This is a genomic window from Pseudomonas sp. PAMC 25886, assembly GCF_000242655.1.
GTDB lineage: Bacteria > Pseudomonadota > Gammaproteobacteria > Pseudomonadales > Pseudomonadaceae > Aquipseudomonas.
Genome location: NZ_AHHC01000081.1, coordinates 48,629 through 68,182 on the forward strand (window position 1 = coordinate 48,629; position 19,554 = coordinate 68,182).

Annotated in this window: 19 protein-coding genes; 12 read left to right on the plus strand and 7 right to left on the minus strand. The window is 52.0% G+C overall.

The window, feature by feature from the left end; translation table 11 throughout:
• The first annotated feature begins 163 nt into the window (after positions 1-163).
• Together MUM_RS0125670 and MUM_RS0125675 are read left to right on the plus strand one after the other, a co-directional pair.
• A complete protein-coding gene (locus tag MUM_RS0125670) occupies positions 164-1,735 on the plus strand; it encodes an aldehyde dehydrogenase (NADP(+)) (RefSeq protein WP_010175694.1) in 1,572 nt (523 codons plus the stop codon).
• Between the two features lie 3 nt (positions 1,736-1,738).
• Positions 1,739-2,998, plus strand: coding sequence for an NAD(P)/FAD-dependent oxidoreductase (locus MUM_RS0125675; protein ID WP_010175696.1), 1,260 nt, complete (start codon positions 1,739-1,741; stop codon positions 2,996-2,998).
• Positions 2,999-3,043: 45 nt separating this feature from the next.
• Here MUM_RS0125675 and MUM_RS0125680 read toward each other — a convergent pair whose 3' ends face one another.
• On the minus strand, positions 3,044-4,135 hold the full coding sequence (locus MUM_RS0125680; protein WP_010175698.1) for an NADH:flavin oxidoreductase/NADH oxidase: 1,092 nt from the start codon (positions 4,133-4,135) through the stop codon (positions 3,044-3,046).
• Between the two features lie 58 nt (positions 4,136-4,193).
• Between MUM_RS0125680 and MUM_RS0125685 the strand changes: the two genes are divergently transcribed.
• The gene (locus tag MUM_RS0125685; RefSeq protein WP_010175700.1) at positions 4,194-4,529 is read left to right on the plus strand and encodes an ArsR/SmtB family transcription factor; all 336 of its coding nucleotides are present in this window, start codon (positions 4,194-4,196) and stop codon (positions 4,527-4,529) included.
• Positions 4,530-4,704: 175 nt separating this feature from the next.
• Positions 4,705-5,877 (plus strand): alpha/beta hydrolase, encoded by a 1,173-nt coding sequence (locus tag MUM_RS0125690; protein ID WP_050543226.1) that lies wholly within the window; start codon positions 4,705-4,707, stop codon positions 5,875-5,877.
• A gap of 414 nt (positions 5,878-6,291) precedes the next feature.
• Here MUM_RS0125690 and MUM_RS1000000133555 read toward each other — a convergent pair whose 3' ends face one another.
• The gene (locus tag MUM_RS1000000133555) at positions 6,292-6,753 is read right to left on the minus strand and encodes an anti-virulence regulator CigR family protein (protein ID WP_081480130.1); all 462 of its coding nucleotides are present in this window, start codon (positions 6,751-6,753) and stop codon (positions 6,292-6,294) included.
• A 333-nt stretch (positions 6,754-7,086) separates the two neighbouring features.
• Between MUM_RS1000000133555 and MUM_RS01000000132700 the strand changes: the two genes are divergently transcribed.
• Positions 7,087-8,043, plus strand: coding sequence for a tyrosine-type recombinase/integrase (locus MUM_RS01000000132700; protein WP_010175706.1), 957 nt, complete (start codon positions 7,087-7,089; stop codon positions 8,041-8,043).
• Between the two features lie 259 nt (positions 8,044-8,302).
• Here MUM_RS01000000132700 and MUM_RS0125710 read toward each other — a convergent pair whose 3' ends face one another.
• The gene (locus MUM_RS0125710; protein WP_238535551.1) at positions 8,303-9,298 is read right to left on the minus strand and encodes a hypothetical protein; all 996 of its coding nucleotides are present in this window, start codon (positions 9,296-9,298) and stop codon (positions 8,303-8,305) included.
• A 237-nt stretch (positions 9,299-9,535) separates the two neighbouring features.
• Here MUM_RS0125710 and MUM_RS0125720 point away from each other — a divergent pair, with 237 nt between their 5' ends.
• Positions 9,536-11,017: a hypothetical protein gene (locus MUM_RS0125720; protein WP_141629543.1), complete on the plus strand. Its 1,482-nt coding sequence runs from the start codon at positions 9,536-9,538 to the stop codon at positions 11,015-11,017.
• A 167-nt stretch (positions 11,018-11,184) separates the two neighbouring features.
• Here the strand turns inward: MUM_RS0125720 and MUM_RS1000000134320 are convergent, their stop codons facing one another.
• Complete coding sequence (locus MUM_RS1000000134320; protein WP_141629544.1) at positions 11,185-11,598, minus strand: hypothetical protein; 414 nt, start codon at positions 11,596-11,598, stop codon at positions 11,185-11,187.
• Between the two features lie 219 nt (positions 11,599-11,817).
• On the opposite strand from MUM_RS1000000134320, the gene MUM_RS1000000133560 reads away from it, so the two are divergent.
• Entirely contained in the window at positions 11,818-12,039 is a 222-nt protein-coding gene (locus MUM_RS1000000133560; protein WP_010175712.1) for a helix-turn-helix domain-containing protein, read from the plus strand.
• A gap of 81 nt (positions 12,040-12,120) precedes the next feature.
• On the opposite strand, the gene MUM_RS0125725 is transcribed toward MUM_RS1000000133560, so the two are convergent.
• A complete protein-coding gene (locus MUM_RS0125725) occupies positions 12,121-12,486 on the minus strand; it encodes a hypothetical protein (protein ID WP_238535552.1) in 366 nt (121 codons plus the stop codon).
• 140 nt (positions 12,487-12,626) lie between these two features.
• On the opposite strand from MUM_RS0125725, the gene MUM_RS1000000134820 reads away from it, so the two are divergent.
• The gene (locus MUM_RS1000000134820) at positions 12,627-12,881 is read left to right on the plus strand and encodes a hypothetical protein (protein ID WP_443216251.1); all 255 of its coding nucleotides are present in this window, start codon (positions 12,627-12,629) and stop codon (positions 12,879-12,881) included.
• Between the two features lie 134 nt (positions 12,882-13,015).
• A complete protein-coding gene (locus MUM_RS0125730) occupies positions 13,016-13,636 on the plus strand; it encodes a recombinase family protein (protein ID WP_010175716.1) in 621 nt (206 codons plus the stop codon).
• Between the two features lie 220 nt (positions 13,637-13,856).
• Here the strand turns inward: MUM_RS0125730 and MUM_RS0125735 are convergent, their stop codons facing one another.
• On the minus strand, positions 13,857-14,651 hold the full coding sequence (locus MUM_RS0125735) for a hypothetical protein (protein WP_029616100.1): 795 nt from the start codon (positions 14,649-14,651) through the stop codon (positions 13,857-13,859).
• 131 nt (positions 14,652-14,782) lie between these two features.
• On the opposite strand from MUM_RS0125735, the gene MUM_RS0125740 reads away from it, so the two are divergent.
• Together MUM_RS0125740 and MUM_RS1000000134325 are read left to right on the plus strand one after the other, a co-directional pair.
• Positions 14,783-15,391, plus strand: coding sequence for a hypothetical protein (locus MUM_RS0125740; RefSeq protein ID WP_141629545.1), 609 nt, complete (start codon positions 14,783-14,785; stop codon positions 15,389-15,391).
• 236 nt (positions 15,392-15,627) lie between these two features.
• Entirely contained in the window at positions 15,628-16,314 is a 687-nt protein-coding gene (locus MUM_RS1000000134325; protein ID WP_141629546.1) for a hypothetical protein, read from the plus strand.
• Between the two features lie 146 nt (positions 16,315-16,460).
• Here MUM_RS1000000134325 and MUM_RS1000000134330 read toward each other — a convergent pair whose 3' ends face one another.
• On the minus strand, positions 16,461-18,224 hold the full coding sequence (locus tag MUM_RS1000000134330) for an NACHT domain-containing protein (protein WP_141629547.1): 1,764 nt from the start codon (positions 18,222-18,224) through the stop codon (positions 16,461-16,463).
• A gap of 501 nt (positions 18,225-18,725) precedes the next feature.
• On the opposite strand from MUM_RS1000000134330, the gene MUM_RS0125760 reads away from it, so the two are divergent.
• Positions 18,726-19,358, plus strand: coding sequence for a hypothetical protein (locus MUM_RS0125760; protein WP_010175727.1), 633 nt, complete (start codon positions 18,726-18,728; stop codon positions 19,356-19,358).
• Positions 19,359-19,554 lie beyond the last annotated feature (196 nt).

Sequence of the window (19,554 nt, forward strand, 5' to 3'; positions counted from 1 at the left end):
CAAAAATCAAATGTGGGAGCTGTCGAGCCCGGGCGAGGCTGCGATGGGATCACCGCGCAGTGCCTGCCAGACCGCAGCGCCTGCATCGCAGCCTCACTCGGGCTCGACAGCTCCCACAGTGGATTTTCTTTGCCAGGCCTATCTTTACTTTCAGGACTACGCCATGACTCTGAAGGGCACCATGCTGATTGGTCAGCACTCCATTCCAGGCAGCCGCGAGGCCATCCGGGCGATCAATCCTGCCACCAACCTTGCGTTGGAACCCGCCTACGCCGGCGGCACCGCCGAACATGTCGAACACGCCTGCGCGTTGGCGTGGAGCGCCTTCGATAACTATCGCGAAACGTCGTTGGCGGCTCGCGCAGAATTCCTTGAAACCATCGCCAGCGAAATCGAAGCCTTGGGCGATGAACTGATTGAACGGGCGATGGCCGAGACCGGCCTGCCGCGCCCACGCATCCAGGGCGAGCGCGGACGCACCTGCCAGCAGTTGCGTACCTTTGCCCGTACCGTGCGCGCCGGTGAATGGCTGGATGTGCGGGTCGATTCTGCGCAGCCGGATCGCCAACCGCTGCCCCGCTCGGACCTGCGTCAGCGCCAGGTGCCGCTGGGGCCCGTGGCAGTCTTTGGCGCGAGTAATTTTCCGCTGGCATTCTCGGTGGCCGGCGGTGATACCGCGTCGGCACTGGCGGCCGGTTGCCCGGTGATCGTGAAGGCTCACGGCGCGCATCCTGGCACCAGCGAACTGGTGGGCCGCGCGGTGGCCAAGGCCGTTCAGCACTGTGGCCTGCCTGAAGGGGTGTTTTCGCTGCTGTACGGCTCGGGCCGCGAAGTAGGCATTGCACTGGTCTGCGACCCACGTATCAAGGCCGTGGGTTTTACCGGTTCGCGCAGCGGCGGCATCGCCTTGTGCCAGGCAGCCCAGGCGCGTCCCGAGCCGATTCCGGTGTATGCGGAGATGAGTTCGATCAATCCGGTTTATCTGTTTCCGGCGGCACTGAGCACGCGGGGCGAAGCATTGGCGCAGGGATTTATCGCGTCCCTCACCCAGGGTGCCGGCCAGTTCTGCACCAACCCCGGACTGGTGATTGCCGTTGCCGGACAAGCGCTGGACCACTTCATTGACAGCGCCACCCATTGGCTTCAACGCAGCGCTGCCCAGACCATGCTCACCCCGGGGATCTTCAAGGCTTACGAAGACGGCGTCAGCGAGTTTGCCAAGCACGCTCAGGTCGCGGGTACAGGTTTGCCGGCAGCGGGCCCCAACCAGGGCCGAGCCCATCTGTTCGTGACCCAGGCCCGTGACTTCCTCGCCAATCACAACCTGCAGGCCGAGATCTTCGGCGCCGCCTCGTTGATTGTGCAATGCGCCAATGCCGATGAAGTCCGCCAGGTCAGCGAACACCTGGAAGGCCAACTCACCGCCACGCTGCACCTGGATGACGACGATCTGGAAACCGCCCGCGCATTGCTGCCAACCCTGGAGCGCAAGGCCGGCCGCCTGCTCGTCAACGGCTGGCCGACCGGCGTGGAAGTGTGTGATGCGATGGTGCATGGCGGGCCTTTCCCGGCCACCTCGGACTCGCGCACCACCTCGGTGGGCACGGCCGCGATCCTGCGATTCCTGCGGCCGGTATGCTACCAGGACTTCCCGGATGGCTTGCTGCCGACGGCGCTGCAACACGGCAACCCGTTGCTGTTGCGGCGCTTGCTCGACGGTCAGAGAGAAGCCTAGGCCATGTCCGATAACGTCATGCCTGATATCGCCGTAGTGGGCGCCGGAATCATTGGCGTTGCCTGCGCGCTGCAACTGGCCCGCCAGGGGCGGCACGTGGTGATCATTGACCAGCAGGAACCCGGCCATGGCGCCTCGTTCGGCAACGCCGGGCACCTGGCGACCGAGCAGGTGTTCCCTATTGCGGACGCGTCGATCCTGACGCGCTTGCCCGCCATGCTCATGGACCCGATGGGCCCGTTGCGCCTGGACTGGAAATACATGCCGCGCGCGCTGCCATGGTTTACCCGCCTGCTGTTGAACCTGCGCCCGGCGCCATTCCAGCGCACGGTCGCCGGCATTCGCGCCCTTAATGAAAGCAGCCTGGGCGCCTGGCACCGGCTGCTGGGCAGTATTGATCGCACCGAACTGATGCGCGAAGACGGCTCGCTGCTGGTCTTCGAACGCCCCGCGTCGCGACAAGCCATCGACGCCGTGCAAGCCCGCATGCGCCAGCAACAAGTGCCGGTGGATTATTGGCAAGCCCGTGCGGTGCAGAATGTGGCGCCGCAACTCAGCGAAAGCATTCAGGGCGGGTTGTTCTTTCCGCGTACCGGTCATTTTCTCGATCCCTACCGGGTGGTTTGCGAACTGATGGACGCAGCCAAGGCCAGCGGGGTGCAGTTTCTCAGGCGACAAGTCGTAGGCGGCAAGCTGGACGCACACGGCGTCTCGTTGATGACCGACCAAGGCGCAGTGGCGGCGCGCCAGGTATTGATTGCCTGCGGCGCGCATTCGGCCAAATTGACTGCGGCACTCACGGGCCACAAGGTCCCGCTGGACACCGAGCGCGGCTATCACCTGATGCTGCCCCATGAGCATGAGCGACTGCCGTTTGCCGTCACCTCACTGGAGCGCAAGTTCATCATGACGCCCATGACCGACGGGCTGCGATTGGCGGGCACGGTGGAATTCGCGGGCCTTGATCGACCACCGAACATGCAGCGCGCCTGGCAGTTGCACCGGCTGAGTCATGGGTTGTTTCGGCGTAATTTGAGTGCGGAGGACGCAACGCCATGGATGGGGTTTCGCCCTTCCCTGCCGGACTCGCTGCCGATTATCGACAAGGTGTGCGATGGCAAGGTGTTGCTTGCGTTTGGGCATCAGCACCTGGGGCTGACGCAGGCCGCGGTGACAGCCGAATTGATTGGTCAACTGGTGTCGCCCGCGTTTTTCAGTCAGGACTTGCCGGCGCTGGAGCCCTATCGGCTGAGCCGTTTCTGAAAGGAGCGGCACCCGAATTCGGTGCCGCCCGTCTGTTGGCGCTACTTAGCGATAACGTTCCAGCCAGTGAGCGTAAGGCGCGGGCAAGGTCCAGGATGACTTATCGACCCCCAGTTCCTTGGCCGCAAAGTACGCCCAATGTGGATCGGCCAAATGGGCGCGCCCTACCGATACCAAGTCGAGCTGCCCGGCCTGCAACGCACCTTCTGCCAGTTGCGGAGTACCAAAGCCCCAGGCAGAAGTCACCGGCAAACCGGCCTCGCGACGCACACGCTCGGCGATCGGCCCCATAAATGCCGGGCCCCACGGAATGTTGGCATCGGGCGTGGAGAAACCGACGCTGACGCTCAGCAAGTCCAGGCCACCGGCCTTGAAACGACGGGCAAGCTCGATGGACTCCGTCAGGGTCTGCTCGTCACGACCGTCATATTCGATCACGCCAAACCGTGCGGTCAGTGGCAGGTTTTCTGGCCATACCTCGCGCACTGCGGCAAGGGTTTCCAACAGGAAGCGGCTACGGTTATCGAAGCTGCCACCGTAGGCATCGGTGCGTTGGTTGGAATGCTCGGAGAAAAAGCTCTGGCCCAGGTAACCGTGGGCGAAATGCAGTTCGATCCATTCAAAACCGGCGTCACGGGCACGACGAGCAGCATCGACGAAGTCCTGGCGAACCCGCGCGATATCTTCCAGGGTCATCGCGCGTGGGACATTCGGCAGGTGTGCGCCAAAAGGGATGGCCGATGGTGCAATGGTCTGCCAGGACCGGGCATCGGAAGCCGGGATATGGTCATCGCCTTCCCACGGACGATTGGAACTGGCCTTACGACCGGCGTGACCAATCTGGATGCCAGGGACCGAACCTGCGGCCTTGATGGCTTTGACCATGGGCACGAAGGCTTGCGCATGCGCGTCGCTCCAGATCCCCGCGCAGCCAGGTGTGATGCGCCCTTCAGGCGCTACAGCGGTCGCCTCGACCACCAGCAGACCCGCGCCGCCACGGGCCATACTGGCGAGATGCACGTGGTGCCAGTCGTTGACCATGCCGTCGTCAGCCTGGTACTGGCACATCGGCGGGATAGCGATCCGGTTGCGCAACGTCACGTCTTTCAGCTTGTAGGGTTCGAACAATGCAGCCATGAAAAATCTCCTGAAGCGAAGGTGGGATAATTTTCGATTGTTCGATGCTAATCGAACTATGGTGTTAAGCGATAGCCCTGTTATCATTCGCTTCATGCGAGCCTTCAAACACCCCAATGCCGAAGACCTGATTCTCGAACGCGTGCTCTACGCGTTAAGTGACCCTGTTCGACTGGAAATCGTTCGCTGCCTGGCTGGCGTCACCGAGGCCACCTGCGGCGAGCTGGACGGCGGACGGCCGAAATCCAGTGTCTCCCATCACTTCCGGGTGTTAAGGGATGCGGGGCTTGTTCACACCCGCAGTGTTGGCACGACCCATATGAACTCGTTGCGCACTGATGTAATGGACAGCCGGTTTCCAGGGCTGGTCCAGGCGATCCTTTCCCAGCAGTGAGCATGCCCGCTGCGGTGGCGCCTTTTCCTGCGCCGGCCAGCGCTACAGGCGAAATGTCTTGCGACTGTTTTGCACTACCAGCAGCGGCAGCCCGGTGATTATCGTGCATGACTTTACGGTTACGCGACGCCGGGAACCCGCCTTGAACAACACCCGCTCCTTCTCCATGCGCACGATGCTGCGAAGCGCTGCCTTCGCGATCATTACCCTTCTATTTGCCAATACCGCCATCGCCGAATCGGCCATGCCTTTGGGCCAGAAATCGTTCGAGTCGTATCGCCTCGATACCCTGCAGTGGCTGCGGAAGTATCGCGACTTCCAGGGCACCGACAAGGAAGCCGAACTCAACTGGAACGCGCCGCAGGAATGGCGCCCGGCCGGAACACCCAAACGCGGGATCATCCTCGTGCACGGCCTGGGCGACTCTCCGTGGTCGTTTCACGATATCGGCAGCGCACTGGCTGCGCGCGGCTTCCTGGTAAGGACCGTGCTGCTTCCCGGCCACGGCACACAACCGGCCGACATGCTGCAAGTACGCATGGAAGACTGGCGCCGGGTGGTGGACGAACAGGCCGCGATACTTCGCGCAGAAGTGGGCGAGATTTACCTCGGCGGCTTCTCCACCGGTGCCAACCTGGTCCTCGACTACGCCTACAAACACGACGACGTCGCCGGGCTGCTGCTGTTCTCCCCCGCTTTCCAGTCCAGTATGACCTACGACTGGCTGACACCCCTTATCAGTTGGGCCCGCCCGTGGCTGCTGGCGCCAGACGCCAGCCGGCCACAGCAGAGCCTGGTGCGCTACATGACCGTCCCCACCAATGGCTTCGCCCAGTTCTACCGAAGCAGCCGAGTAGCCCGCCAGGACCTCGAGCGTCGTCCCTACGACAAACCGGTGTTCATTGCCGTAGCAGCGCACGACTCAGTGCTCGATACGAACTATGTGCTGGAGACCTTCCAACAGCGCTTCAGTCATCCACACAGCCGCTTGGCCTGGTACGGAACACTGCCGGAGAGCGCCTGGGATACGCAGCGGGTAAAAGCGCGCACCGACTACGTGCCAGAACTGCGGATCAGCCAGTTCTCACACATGGGGTTGTTGTTCTCACCCGACAACCCGCTCTACGGCGAACAGGGCAGCCTGCGGTTTTGCTGGAACGGCCAGACGGAAGACGCCACCCGCGCCTGCGAACAAGGCTCAGAGGTCTGGTATTCGGACTGGGGTTATCGTGAGCCGGGCAAGATGCACGCGCGGTTGACGTTCAATCCGTACTTCAACTGGCAGCTTGGGCTGATTGATGAGGTGCTGGGCAACCTGGCTCTGGCTGGTGACAACGCTGGGCGCTGAAACCCTTTCACATTCCTTTCACAGATAAACATCTATGGTTTCCCTGCTCCTGGTGAAACCCTCAAGCCCGCGCTCCCCATCGCGGGCTTTTCTTTGCCTGTGATATATGGCTTTGTCCGGGTACAAGGCACCGTTCTCGTTACGAACCCTCGCTCGGCCAACGTCCTGAAAAAAAGCGGATATCAATACGAAGGAACGCTGAGGTCGTTCCGTATGGTGCGTGGCAGGCCTGGGACTTTGCAATGTACGCCCTCTTGAATACCGACCGAGCCTGAAAGGGTTGCCTGGCTGTTTGTAGAGACATACCAGAACGTGAAGTCCGGTGGCCGTTTCCCCAAACGATAGTGGTCGGAATATCAGCTTAAGTGAGTGCAGACGCGACCCGGGCGACGAGGTCACGGCTCCGTAAGCACATCAATCAAAGGCCCCGTTGAGGACTTCGTAAATTATGCCGGAAGCGATTGCGACCAGTATGAGATCAGTACCCGCTTGTTGCCATTCGTAGCCGTCGTAATGGGGCAGTCTGCCGAGCAAGCGACCATCCAGCTTCTTGGCAATGCCAGGAGGAAGAGGTTTTCCTCTGGCCAGGTTCTTTTGTATTCCGGGTGGCAGCGAAGGGCCTGGGCGCCAATAGTCACGGTAGCCACCGACCACACCCAGTACGCCGCCCCGGTCAATGCTGGGGCCGCGCGCCCAATCATCTGCGCTGGAACCTTTCCCCTTATTACCCTGGTTGCCATGGCCCTGGCCGCCCTGAGAGTTGCCTTTTCCATTGCCTTGACCCTTCCCATTCCCTGGGTCGGCCAGCGCCGTCACTGAGCCAATGGCCAAAGCAAGGCAGGTAACAGCGGCTACAAACGAGCGAGATTTCAACATGATCGTCTTATCCAAAAGGGAATACCCACTTGAAAGGTAGACGGTATTGCCGATTTTAGTTCCGCATAACTCTGAAGCGGCGGTTTACATGAAGGTGAAAGCCGACCTGAAAAGGTGGGACTTTTGCAAAAGTTTTGCAAATCGCAGGCAACAAAAAAGGGCCCACCTTTCGGTGAGCCCTTCTAGACCGCCCAGCAGAGCGGATTTTGTTTGGTAGGCGCGATTGGACTCGAACCAACGACCCCCACCATGTCAATGTCTGCTTGCGCAAGCTGCAAGCCTTGGTGCTCTTGGATTTCACAGAACGCCCATTCACATCATGAGGCGTCAAAAATGGCCACTTTCCGCTTACTTCCGTCCGGCAACTGGAATGCTCAGGTACGGATTCAAGGTAAATCTCCCCAGTCGAAAACCTTTAGCACCAAGGCCGAAGCAGAGTCATGGGCGAAACATATCGAAGCCGTGACGATGGACCGCAAGCAACACACCATCTATACGCTCGGAATGATTTACTGCGAAACGATGCTCAAGGGTAAAAGCAGCTACGACCACGCACTCAAAATCGTGGAACATCTGGGCAGACACTTCACTCAGCCAATTCACGAAATCACGCCGCAGATGGTTAACGACTTCAAGATTATGCGACTGAGGAAAGTGAAGCCATCTACGTGCAGGACGCAGCTAGCGTTCATGTCCCGCTTCTACAGGTTCGCCAAACGTGGCCTACTGATCGACGTTCGTAACCCTGTAAGCGACATTGCACTTCCCAAACCTGACCGGTCTTCCGACAAGGTGATCCGTGCGAGCGAACTTGAGCGGCTAATGGCGAAGCTATCTCCAACAATGAAGCTCATCGTTGAACTCGCATACGAAACCGCCATGCGGCGATCTGAAATCCTGAAGCTGACGAAAGACTGCCTGCACCTCAAAGAACGCATTGCCGATGTAATCGATGGGAAGAACGGCACTCGTTCAGTCCCCCTCACCCACCGTGCCGTTGAGATACTTGAACTCGCCCAGCTGTGGGCCACTGTGGAACGCCATCCAAATGGCATGATCTTCACTGTCACGCCACACGCCGTATCTCAGGCTGTGCGTCTGGCACGTGTAAAAGCAGGTTTGGGCAGCAGCGTCAGGCTGCACCAACTCAGGCATACGAGAATCACTAACGTCGCGAAGAAGGGGTTCAACAACGCCCAGATCATGATCGTCTCAGGACACAGAGATACTCGATCCGTAGCACGTTACTCCCACCTGAACGTCAGGGATGTGCTGCACCTGATCGACTGATCAAACACACGGGCAGCCATGATGTACCTCGGGATTGGCTGCCTCTAAAACCCCGTAAACCCTCCAAAACCCGGAAAATACGCCACCTACTTACCCAATACTTCAATCACTCATATTAGTTTCATCCCACATTTACTGGGGTGAATGAGCGTCCGAATCAAGCAGAGGCTGGATTCCTCAACAAAAATCAGTTTTAGAAAAATCTCCAGCACAAAAGCTCATTAACTGGCTGGTAAACGCAGCATGCGAGTACGGCACGTTACCGCAACTCGTTGAACAGATCACGCGCGGTCAATGGAACTCGATCTATTTGGCCTGACTCCAGCACCCTTACAATAGAACGACTTTCATCACCCTCAACACGACCATAGAAGAGATAATAACGATCTCGCTCAAAAGTTTTCCAACCTCGACTTTCGAAAATATCCAACTCACAATGGCCGCTTAGTTCATGCTGGGGTGATTGGAAGTTAAAGAAAACTCGATTAAACTTACCTTTTATGATGGAGGAGGGCTGACCGAAAAACAGGAAACTTTTCCCTAAGTACTGTTTTATATTACGCTGAGCCTTCTCGATAGATACTATGAGATCGCGCAACCTGATAGCGTCCTCACCTTCAAACTGGATAGCAATATCAAGGTTTATCTGAGCTAGTCGCACCAACCTACCTACAGTATGAAAGTGCCCCGGGTTGAGCAAATTTCCATCGGCATCAAAAAAATTTTCAAACCCGCGACCATTCACCGATGAACCGCCCCGCACCTCCTTCCTCTTACGCGGGTTTTGGTCCTGATCGTCTTCATCGTCGTCATCCTCCTCATTTTCCGCCAAGGTCTTCCAACCTGCGAATGTGACGAGGTTAATGGCTCGCCTCTCTTTGCCGTTATCTCCATCCCCTCCTCCTGCACTGGCTTTCTTCCTATGAGGGCATTCGACCGTTTCGAATCCGGGCATATGGAAGTAGAATGCAGGGACTCCATCTTTTCGTTTTGGCGTCTTGCGAGGACGTCTACCACACTTGACACCGCATTCAGGGCAGTAGATCAGCCCATGGTGTTCATCATCGAGATAAAACTCCGGAAGAAGCCTAGGAGCATCAACGAGTAATGCTGGTGCCACAGATGCTGGCTGAGGTTCGAGGAGTAGAAAGGCAACATGGGGGATTGAGACCTGTGACATACATTCCTTTGCTTGATCAGGATATTGATAGTCCAAAACTGTGTAAGCTCTGCTGGAATAGTAGCAAGAAGCCATCCATACGCTCTATCCACTCACAAAATAGAGCATGAGTCAACTATCCATTGACAGAAGCCGGTAAAACGTGCATTATGCTCGCCTGTCTCGACGGACAGACCGACACCTAGAATAGCCTCTCACGGACACTGTTTCGGCAGCGTTTTAGAAGAGGCTTTTTTGTGCATACGATTTACCAATTAACCGGCAATACCCGAGGTAACGCCAATGACGTGAACTTAAATAGGAGAAATGATGATGATCGGTTTCGCCCCCAATAAAGTGATCTACACCGCTGTATCCGCTCCAGGCGCGGGTAAGACTCAAGCATTTATTAACCAGATTCCATCCCTGCTTTCAGCGGGACGATCTATCGTTCTTGCACTCCCAACCCTCAACCTCACCGATAGCTTTGTTAGCCGCTTGCCTGCTGACCTTTCTTACCGCGTCATCAATTCCACCACCTGTGATCACGTTGGCTCGGAACTAGAGTCTGCTTTGAAAAAGAAAGAAAGCCATCTGATTATCACGACACATCACAGCATCTTTTCCATACAATCCAATTTGCTTTTTGGCTGGATGCTAGTCATTGATGAACTGCCGACTGTGGTTGATTTTCCAGCCTTTCCTTTCGAACCGTCAGAACTTGATCAGTTGCTGGTGAATGCGATGGAGCACGACGGGCGTCTATACATTCGAGAGGGTTGCTCTGAAGCGGTTGAAACAACACTCGCGACCTTCAAAGCTGTGTCAGCAGGTGCGGAACGCACATCGATGCTGAGTAAGGAAGGGGCTCGCATATACGAATGCCTAAAAGATGGGCATCCGGTCTTTATTGATTCGCCTATTCCTAATGGCAACAGGTATGTTCGAGCAGTTATTGAGTCCAGTTGCTGGGACACCTTAGCAGCGGCAGAAGAGGTGCACGTTCTTGCGGCCAGTGTAGCCGGTAGCCAGTTCGATGATTTTGCTCAGGTACATGGATTCACATACGCACGGTCGGAATTCACGCCAACATTTGATGGCTACACCTCTGCCGTCACGATCTACCCTGTCATGCCCAAGGGACGTAATTACAGTAAATCCGCAGTGACTGAGACTGCTCATAACAGCAGCACTACTGATCACCAGAAGCAGGGGGAAAATCTGGTGATTGACCACATTCTAGAGGTAGTTCTTAAGCAGGCTACTGGAACTCCACTGCTATTCTGCAACGGTTGGGCTAGTTTCAGATGGTTGCCAAGGGGGGCCGTTCACCGTTGCTCAATCGACAGTCGGGGCTTGAACGAGTACCAAAGCGAAACTGATGCCATTCTCTTGTTTGGTGGGAACCCATCGCCATCCGATCAGCTCGCGTTAGAGTTTCTGGCAGCCAAGTATGGTCGCGTATTTCGCCAAGGATTCATCGTCACCAGATTTTTGGAACCCAGCTTACAGGCAGCTACAAGGACAGCACTACGTGACAGAAGCAATACCAAGCCGATACAACTGTTTGTGCAAGATGGACGAGTAGCTGAGTATCTTATCTCCACCTATATGCCGGATGCAGTGATCGATTGGAGTCTATCTGAAATGTGTCCAGTGAGTGAGGACCGTAGAACGACTCTGGACGCACGCAGAGTTGAAGTCTATCAGCTGTTCGCACAAGGAAAGAGGAATGCTGAGATAGTTCGCCTAACCGGTGTGCATCGAAACACCCTACCAAGCTGGAGAGAAGACTGGCGACTTCAGATCGCCTGAGATAGAAGCAATGCACATTGCAATCTTAATAAAAGATCTCAAGATAAAATCTGCACATCAATCCTAAGAAGTCCATTAGGAAAGTTGTGCAGTCTCGACCACACCAACAAAAAACCACCATCACCAGAGAACAATCAGATAAATAATCCCAGCCAATGTAAAAGGGCCTATTTAAATTCAAAACACTTGAGCATATACCTCAAAACATCAGGAGCCACCATTTCGATCGGAGCTCCCATTAAAGTAACATTACTCTGAAACTCGCTTCTTTTCAGATAACCAATCAAACCACGCTGATAAGTATCATAATCAGGATAATTAGGCACCACACAAGATTTACTTTGCTCCCTGACAATCTCTACAGCCCTAATAATTTGTTTGCGACACCCACTTTCTCGAAGATATTGATTTAGGTCATCAACACCATCGACCAGCGTATTTTTTTTAGAGTTCTCATATACCTCTTCGTAGTCTGGATTGTAATTAGCACATGTTCGGTAATATCCCATGGTCGTTTGAGACCAAGCATCCACACAAAAAAAGCACGCAATTAAAAAAAACGGAACATTCGTTGAACGCATCGACCACACCTCTGGATAGTGATTACATTTTATTTTCAGTCGCCACCTAGCAATTCAATGACTCGTAACCTTCATCATTGCTGGTGAATGCAAATTTCTTTGCTCGCACCACACCTCTGATTTGCTCGCGTGTACAGATGGTTAGGATAGCAATGTATCATTTGGTGTGTCATCAGATGGTGTGTTCACGATTGGAGTGCATCCGACCATCATTCAGAGATGCAACCAAATCAGAATCTTAGAAAGGGCTTCGGCCAACGAATCCGAGAGCTACGCACCAGTCAGGGCTTCAGTCAGGAAGCTTTTGCTGATCGGTGTGGCTTCGTTCGAACGTACATGTCACGAATTGAGACGGGGACAGCCAACCCCAGCTTAGATGCAGCCAAGGTGCTTGCTGATGGACTGGGAATGACACTGTCGGAACTGCTGGAGGGGCTTTGACTGGTCTTGCCTTACCGAAGCTGGTCTGTGAAAGACGTTGAGATCGGTATACGTCATTTGGACATCGTGAACTGTGGTTGGTTATGCCGCCTTAGGGCGAAACCCTCGATACACCCAGCCCACCGTCGCACCAATTGCATACAGTCCCAAACAGAGCCCGAACCACACGCCAACAATGACACCTCTGATCTCGAGCTGGTCAGTCCACAGCGAATCAAATTCGGATTTGTGTCGGGTTTCTAAATCGAGAATCCTTACCTCGGTATCCTTTAGGGCAGACCCACCGAAGAAGTCCTGACTGAAAGCATCTGTGTTGAAACGCTTCTCCTTGATCTCTGCCAAGTACTGACGCTCTTCTGTCAGCGGCTTGTCGAATTTCAAAGCAATGCTTTCCTTGCTCGGTACAAGTCGCTCTCCAACCACCATTAGCGAAAGACCGATGATCATAGACACCACCTCCCACAACCGTTGCCATCCATTCATGTTGGTCACTTCCTCATTGTGATTGTTTGCTGTTGTTGGATGGCGGCTAAGGTAGCAGCGGCTGGAAGTCTCCTCCAACATCATAGACCCCATACTGCCTAGCACTGAGCTACGATCTTTGCCACCCCCTCAGGGACAACAGCCATGCAAGACACACAGACACTCATATAGCCACAGCAGATGTCCTCACTCTCCTGCTGCGCAACCAATACGCTTTAGCCGCAGCAATCGAAGAAGTAGCTCTGTGGGCTAAAGCCAGTGGTTCAAGCGAAGCCCACGAGCATGCCATCGCTGCAATGGAGGCACTGGATGCGAACGTATCCGTCATCACAGCTGGAATTCTTAAGCTTCGGCACTAGCTCGCTATCAAAGGAGTAGACCTATCCGATAGTTCGATAGCACCCCACCATCCACTATCAGATATCTATTGCGGATAGCTATGAGATTCTACTATCATTAATCTATACGCATTAACACCAAAGGATAGTCAGCCATGAACGCCCACCTCTACCTCCGAGCATCGACCAAAGACCAAGACGCCAACCGTGCAAAAGTCGCCTTGGAGTTGTTCGCTGTCGAGAAGGGATTGAGCATCGTTGGCGTGTACGCCGAGAACATCAGCGGCACCAAGCTCAACCGTCCTGAGCTGCTCGCCTTGCTCGACACTGCCGAGAGTGGAAGCGTGCTATTGGTTGAGTCCGTAGACCGCCTGAGTCGCCTCTCGCAGGCTGACTGGGAGACTCTCAAGGCCACCATTAAGGCCAAAGGACTTCGTTTGGTAGTGGCTGATCTGCCCACCAGCCACATGCTGGTTGAAGCTAAAGGAATCACCGGGCAAATCATGGATGTGATCAACAACATGCTGATCGATTTGATGGCAACCATGGCACGACTGGATCAGGAGAAGCGTGTGGAACGCATCAAGCAAGGTCTGGAGAACAAGCGTGCTGCGGATCCTGAATGGAAGCCAACAGGCAAAGGTAGAAATACCGCCAAATGGGCGGAGGTACAGTCACTAATGCAGGAACATCCAACCATGTCTGCTGACAAGATCGCTAAGCTGGCTGACTGTGGTGTCGCTACGGTGTACAGAATCAAGCGTGAGTGTTCTTGATACTTCCAACAGCCAGAGCTGTTCTATGGGGCTCTCAGGAGTCCCGAGACTTATTTCTAAACAGCCCAAACGCTCGAATCACGGCTTTATTCTTAGTTAAGCACCTCGAACACAAACTCCAATTCCAAGCTTCAACACGAGATTACTTTCCAGCCTAAAAAATCAAGCTTCATAAACAAGCGCCTGAAAAATTTGGCGGGATTGAGTTTTCACTCAGGATTTAGGGGTGATTTATGATGTAAAGTCGTGCTCCCAGATACCCTAGATTAATGAGATCTACATCAACCTCACCTTTGATAGAATCGAGGTTGTCGGCCTCATCCTTCTGCCAGCTGGCAAACTCGTATATCACGTAAACAGAGTGTTTCTCTAACCTCTCCGTTTCTTTGTTGTTGAAGTATGCTGTCCAATCAGGTCCGTCAAAATAGTTAGGCTGCATGGTTTCTAGGCAGTTTTTTGGGTCAAGTTTTGTCTGAAATCTTGAACGAACTAATCTTACTGACGTGGCATACACCTTTTGCACACTTTCACTTTTGATGTTGTTTGACAGCTCTTGTGCTGTGAGAATAAGCCTCGCTGATTCCAACCATGCAACTCTACACCTAAGAAGTCCTCCACCTCGAGGATCATTGAGCTTAAATAGTGCTTCGTTCAAGCACTCAATGGCTTGTTTCCTATACACCTCATCATCTCTAATCTCTTTCTCCTGCTCGATGCTGGACAGTTGAGCTTTGATTCCCTGAGCTTGCACTTTAATCGTAACAATAACAGCGATAAATCCTAGTGCAGAGATTACAGTAGATAGGACTCCACCGAAGTAGTCCCCGAACACTCCCCAATCACTGGGATCGGTACTGAGGGAGAAGCTTTGAAAGGTTAGAGCCCAAGGCAATAAAACTAGTGCACCACTCAATACCAATATCGAAAAAATCCCCATGATAAATTTTTTTGTCATTCTCTTGATGTCCCCTGCTTGGTTTTCTGCAATCAGATAAGCTATTTTTACTCTTCCCATTCACATGCAGTATACGCTCTGCAAAGTGATTCCTGTAAGGCGGCGGGGAAGGCTTCGTACTGAAAAGGACTGTGCTCCACCGCCATCATGCTCTGATAGAATGGCGCTTTGGCATACAGGGGAGCTATTCAGTGAAAGGAATGTGGAGAAAGGCCGTCGGGGGCGTGCTAGCCACCATCAGTGTAGTAGGAGCGGCACTGATCACCTACTTTGTCGAGAATGGGGCTCTCCCCGCTTGGCTGTCTCACATGCTGGACTGGCTTAAGGATGTTCTGACTCTGACCACTCCTATGGCCATATGGGAGCTGATCTTGCCTGTCTTGGTGATCGTTCTACTCGGTGCGAACTTTGTCCGATCCGAGGGTAGAAAAATTAAGGTGCGAGACGCTAAGATTTCTGAACTACACTCGGAGCTGACTCAGTTGGAAGCTCTTCGTGTGGAACTGGAAAATTCTAATATAGAACTCAGGCGCCAAGCTGAATTCCCAGTTCCGGCTCAGCCGATTTTAAGCTCCGACCAACGCCATATGTTATCGCTGATTGCTGACTTTGAGAATGGCGGTGCGGTTGCTACCCTAAGTAACCTACTGCCTCACTCAAAACTTCAAAAACTGGGCACTATAAGCGCCCTCGATGATTTGATAGAACATCGACTTGTTCAAAAGATAAAAATGTATATTGAATCGAAATATCAGCTAACAGCGGCAGGCCGAAAATTCGTCTTGAATGGTAACCAGTAGCTTTTCCATAGATTCCAGCCCCTGTCGGGTGATGCTGATCAAGAATATCTAGATAATTAAAGTTGAGGTGTCATAGTTGGGGATTTTACCTAGGCGCTGCCCGAACGCCGCAATCACACCAAAAACCACTCAAGGTCATTGCCTCACCGCGGCAAGTTCGGTTAGCTGAGCCGGGATCATGCTCCGCTCCGCCCCACTCAAGACCTACTAATATAAATCATCGAAAGGAACAATAATTGACTACAAACTGGAACCTAAATGAACTGAGGGAACGCGTTATCACAAACCTCCCTAGCAATTCCAAAAAACCAGTCGATCTCATCAACTCCATTGGCCGCTCCTGTGAAATATTCGAATATCACAAATGCCTTGCTCGCGATGCTTTTGAAGCCTTCAGCAAAGAGAACGACCCGAATGGAGTTAAATTTTTTAGCCACGCATTCAACTGTGTCGAAGATGATGACTCTTTCTGGAAAGCACGACTTGTAAGCGAAGCAAATTTGATTGCCTGCGTTGGCATCACTCGAAATTCCTTTGACAGTTTTGGCCAATTACTAAACACCCTAGTACTACCCACCCCCTGCACTGGGAATTTCTATATTTACCAAGTGTCCGAGGCACTACCCCATGGAAGACTACGTAACGAGTTAAAAGTAGCACTCTCTTCCGAATGGTTTAAATACCTAAATGCTTTTATGAATACAGCCAAGCACCGACAACTCATTACTCACACTCCATCCATATCGTTTGTAGATGGTAACCGAGGAGGAAAAGTTGTTGGTTTTGAGTACAAAAACTCCCGTTATCCAGAATACTGGGCTTATGAAGTGCTGGAAGGAACAGTGGCGGTGCAGAACTCACTAGTCAGCTGCGGCCGACTGCTGAACAGCCAGTATCTTGGGGGAGCACGCTTAGCGCCATAGCTTGGAGCGTGGTGAATCAGAGGATGAGATGCCGATGATGGTGCACCAAGGGCTTTGCACATCATTCCTAAGAGATCTATTAGGAACGATGTGCATTCTCAAGACTCTACAAGCAACCCTAAATATTGACACACCTTCAATATCATTTAAGAAAGGTCCATAAATTCGCTTTCTTCTTCATGCCTTGCCACCAAGCCACTCATTCTAATAAAATCCTTTTGCAAGTTCTCGATGGTGGTGACGACATACTGAATCATACCAGCCTCAAATTTTTCACCTCTATCAACCGCAATTTCATAGTACGTTCTTTCTGTACAGGACGGATCATTTCGAAAACCAACCATCCACTCGGGCGTTTCCGGGCTCCAAGTGAACATTTTTGAAAACACTTGTGTATCAATAGAAGCTAAGTGCTTAAAATTATTTGACCTAGTTTTTTCAACTAAATATTTTTCAGCACTCGTAGTGGTCCGAGGCTTCTTAACAACCTTCAATAACTGAAGATATTCTATCGCAATCTCACTCGTAACATTGGGCTGACCATCCAAAATATACAAGACCGTTCGCTCAGCATCAGGAATGTAAAAATACTTCATAGCTCTGTGAGAGTCTATCTGACGTAAAAAATTCAACTCTTCAGGCCATAGCGACCACTTACCATTAAGGACCTGAGCATAAAAACGCTGAGCAACGATGTCGGTGCGAGTTTTAATATATCTCGCCGCGAAAAACTCTTGGACACTTGCATGTACAAATGCCATTTTTTTACCTTCTTCAATCAGAAGACAGGTAATTTTTCTTATATCATCTAAGAACGGTTGAGGCTCTGCGTTAAATCCAACCTCACCAATACTATCAACAGCTATTTGATAAGCCAATTCTTGATTTATCGAAGTTAACTGCTTTTTTCTTGTAGAAAAACAAAATGCCTCGAATATATGCTGAATTTGGCGATCATCAAGCTTAGACTTTCTATGCCTACGCCAGCCCAGCTTAGATGCATCATGACGAATTAATAGAATTTGAAATAACTCATCATAAAACTCTGAAAATCCAAGAGGGATTTTTTGTGCACTACGATAGGAGATCGCCAGAAGAGTAGCCAATAACGGAGTAGTAACTAGCTCTCTAATCTTGGTTGGCGAAGCTTTTATAGCTGCGTGAATTCGTGCAGAAAACTCAGGGTCCTTTGTTATTTTCTTGTAGAAGCCGATTAAATCCTCATGATTCAAGGGTTGAATTTTATATGAATGAAAATTAGTGAGATGCTTACATTCCGAATCCGGCCTCGAAGTCAAAATAATTTTGCAGTCCGGGCACTTATAAGAAAGCTCCTCGATATCCAGCAACAATTTGGCAACGTTTCCCGGTTCAACTTCATCAAAACCATCAAGAAGGATCGATACTTTGCCCTCACTTGAAAATAAAGAAAAAAGCTCATCATCGGGAGCAATCCCCATCACTGCGGCAAACTTATCAATTAAATGCTCCCACAACGTTTTTTTATCAGCATTTCTAAGCTCGATAAATATAGGAATTCTGGTTCCAGATCGAATTTCACTCCCTAAAAGATAACGCAACAGAATAGATTTACCCTGCCCAACGGTACCAAATATTATATTATGATTACTCTTAAATGGTTCGAGATTCTTTAAACGAATAGGTTTTGTAGGCGTCGGTTCGTTTTTAACTATTTGAACCGGATAGAAAAATGATGTCAGACTGAGCGGCCGATCAGTATGCCAAATAGTTTTCACTCTTTGGCTTTCATATAGCCTCTTATGGAGTAGCTTTACCTTTGCAGCAGAGCGAATCACAGCAACTTTTTGCTTTAGTTCTTTATCAACCTTTAAATATAGCTCATCAATCGGTTTACGAAGCAAGGATATCGCTATTGAAAAATCAGGCATTCCATCACCATTTTCACTCAGCGCCCCTCTTGACTCGAGGCCTTAGGGGCTGGACCATTTCACGGGCCACCATTTGGCCTCTATCAACGCTTACAATAACGTCTCCCGCAACACGGGTAAACCAGCCGTGAGCTTATAATCAACAATTCCTTCATGCTTTGAGGTCAATTCAGGAGTGCGACCGAAAATACTCGTCGAAATACCCCAGACTCGGTGCCACAGGTGGCTTTGTAGTGATGCCTAAACAGCGTGTTAGCCGTCAGGCCATTAGTACCATTGAGCTACTGTACTGGCTTGAGCCGTAGCTTTAGCACTACCTAACTCACGATGAAAACTGTTATGCCGGCAGTCATAGTGAAGATAAAAATTCCCATTGAGAACCAATACTCAAGGATGTGAAACATGTCACCCCACCAAGAAGCAGCCTCAGCTATGCCGGCACCACTCCACCTTCTAGTTCACAACTCTGGTAAAGTCACGAGCTTTTACAAGGAGTAGTCCATGAACCGTCGCATTCTTATTGCTATCTTGGGATCAGCCCTGATCCTTATAGCCGTTGTCCTAACCGTGTACTTACTGTCGTTTGGCTTTCACCGTTCCGAGGATCAGGCCGTCTGGGGGGCTTTCGGCGATTACTTTGGGGGCATTCTGAACCCTGTGTTTGCCTTGTTCGCATTCGTTGCGGTTTTATGGTCATTACACTTACAGTCCAAACAACTTGGACAGCTTGCTCTGGATAAGCAAGGAGAAGAAGTTTTACAAGTGGTAAAGGATATAGACGCTAGGCTCACCGAATTGCTGAAAAAAACAACAGGCTCGACTGATTTTTTGCAAATAGTTGCAGAATCCGAGCGCATCTCGATCACTTCTGAGAAATCGGAGCCGTATTCAAGATTCCTTCGACACGCGAAAGAAGCGGGATCAGAAACTGAGGCAACGGTAAGGGATATGTGCATTCAGGTTTCAACGATGCACAATTTTCTACAGCGACACCCCCAGCAGCAGAGCGGAGGGTTCACTCCGGTCATCGAGTATTACGCCATCAAAACATCAAGGTTGATTCCAATGCTCGCAGCAGCAGGAACTCTATCCGAGCCTACTATTACCTTTTTTAAAGTCAGCCGCGCTTCCTAGAAGCAATCAAGTAAATCTGGATACCAAGAGCAACAGTGCCTGATCATCCGACTCGATGCTGAAATAGGAATTGCCCGATCAGGCACGCACGCCCCGCTGATAGTTCTTTCGCTGACGATCACCCTGCCCCACCTCAGACACAGAGAAAAATCAAAGCATAGAACGAACACTTTTGGCGTTCACATTGCCCAGTGTG

What these genes read in the sequence shown, in the direction of transcription:
- MUM_RS0125670 (WP_010175694.1), top strand. Translation starts at nt 164, where the DNA reads ATGACTCTGAAGGGCACCATGCTGATTGGTCAGCACTCCATTCCAGGC.
- MUM_RS0125675 (WP_010175696.1), top strand. Translation starts at nt 1,739, where the DNA reads ATGTCCGATAACGTCATGCCTGATATCGCCGTAGTGGGCGCCGGAATC.
- MUM_RS0125680 (WP_010175698.1), bottom strand. Translation starts at nt 4,135, where the DNA reads ATGGCTGCATTGTTCGAACCCTACAAGCTGAAAGACGTGACGTTGCGC.
- MUM_RS0125685 (WP_010175700.1), top strand. Translation starts at nt 4,194, where the DNA reads ATGGTGTTAAGCGATAGCCCTGTTATCATTCGCTTCATGCGAGCCTTC.
- MUM_RS0125690 (WP_050543226.1), top strand. Translation starts at nt 4,705, where the DNA reads ATGCTGCGAAGCGCTGCCTTCGCGATCATTACCCTTCTATTTGCCAAT.
- MUM_RS1000000133555 (WP_081480130.1), bottom strand. Translation starts at nt 6,753, where the DNA reads ATGTTGAAATCTCGCTCGTTTGTAGCCGCTGTTACCTGCCTTGCTTTG.
- MUM_RS01000000132700 (WP_010175706.1), top strand. Translation starts at nt 7,087, where the DNA reads ATGGCCACTTTCCGCTTACTTCCGTCCGGCAACTGGAATGCTCAGGTA.
- MUM_RS0125710 (WP_238535551.1), bottom strand. Translation starts at nt 9,298, where the DNA reads ATGGCTTCTTGCTACTATTCCAGCAGAGCTTACACAGTTTTGGACTAT.
- MUM_RS0125720 (WP_141629543.1), top strand. Translation starts at nt 9,536, where the DNA reads ATGATCGGTTTCGCCCCCAATAAAGTGATCTACACCGCTGTATCCGCT.
- MUM_RS1000000134320 (WP_141629544.1), bottom strand. Translation starts at nt 11,598, where the DNA reads ATGCGTTCAACGAATGTTCCGTTTTTTTTAATTGCGTGCTTTTTTTGT.
- MUM_RS1000000133560 (WP_010175712.1), top strand. Translation starts at nt 11,818, where the DNA reads ATGCAACCAAATCAGAATCTTAGAAAGGGCTTCGGCCAACGAATCCGA.
- MUM_RS0125725 (WP_238535552.1), bottom strand. Translation starts at nt 12,486, where the DNA reads ATGATCATCGGTCTTTCGCTAATGGTGGTTGGAGAGCGACTTGTACCG.
- MUM_RS0125730 (WP_010175716.1), top strand. Translation starts at nt 13,016, where the DNA reads ATGAACGCCCACCTCTACCTCCGAGCATCGACCAAAGACCAAGACGCC.
- MUM_RS0125735 (WP_029616100.1), bottom strand. Translation starts at nt 14,651, where the DNA reads ATGGGAAGAGTAAAAATAGCTTATCTGATTGCAGAAAACCAAGCAGGG.
- MUM_RS1000000134330 (WP_141629547.1), bottom strand. Translation starts at nt 18,224, where the DNA reads ATGCCTGATTTTTCAATAGCGATATCCTTGCTTCGTAAACCGATTGAT.
- MUM_RS0125760 (WP_010175727.1), top strand. Translation starts at nt 18,726, where the DNA reads ATGAACCGTCGCATTCTTATTGCTATCTTGGGATCAGCCCTGATCCTT.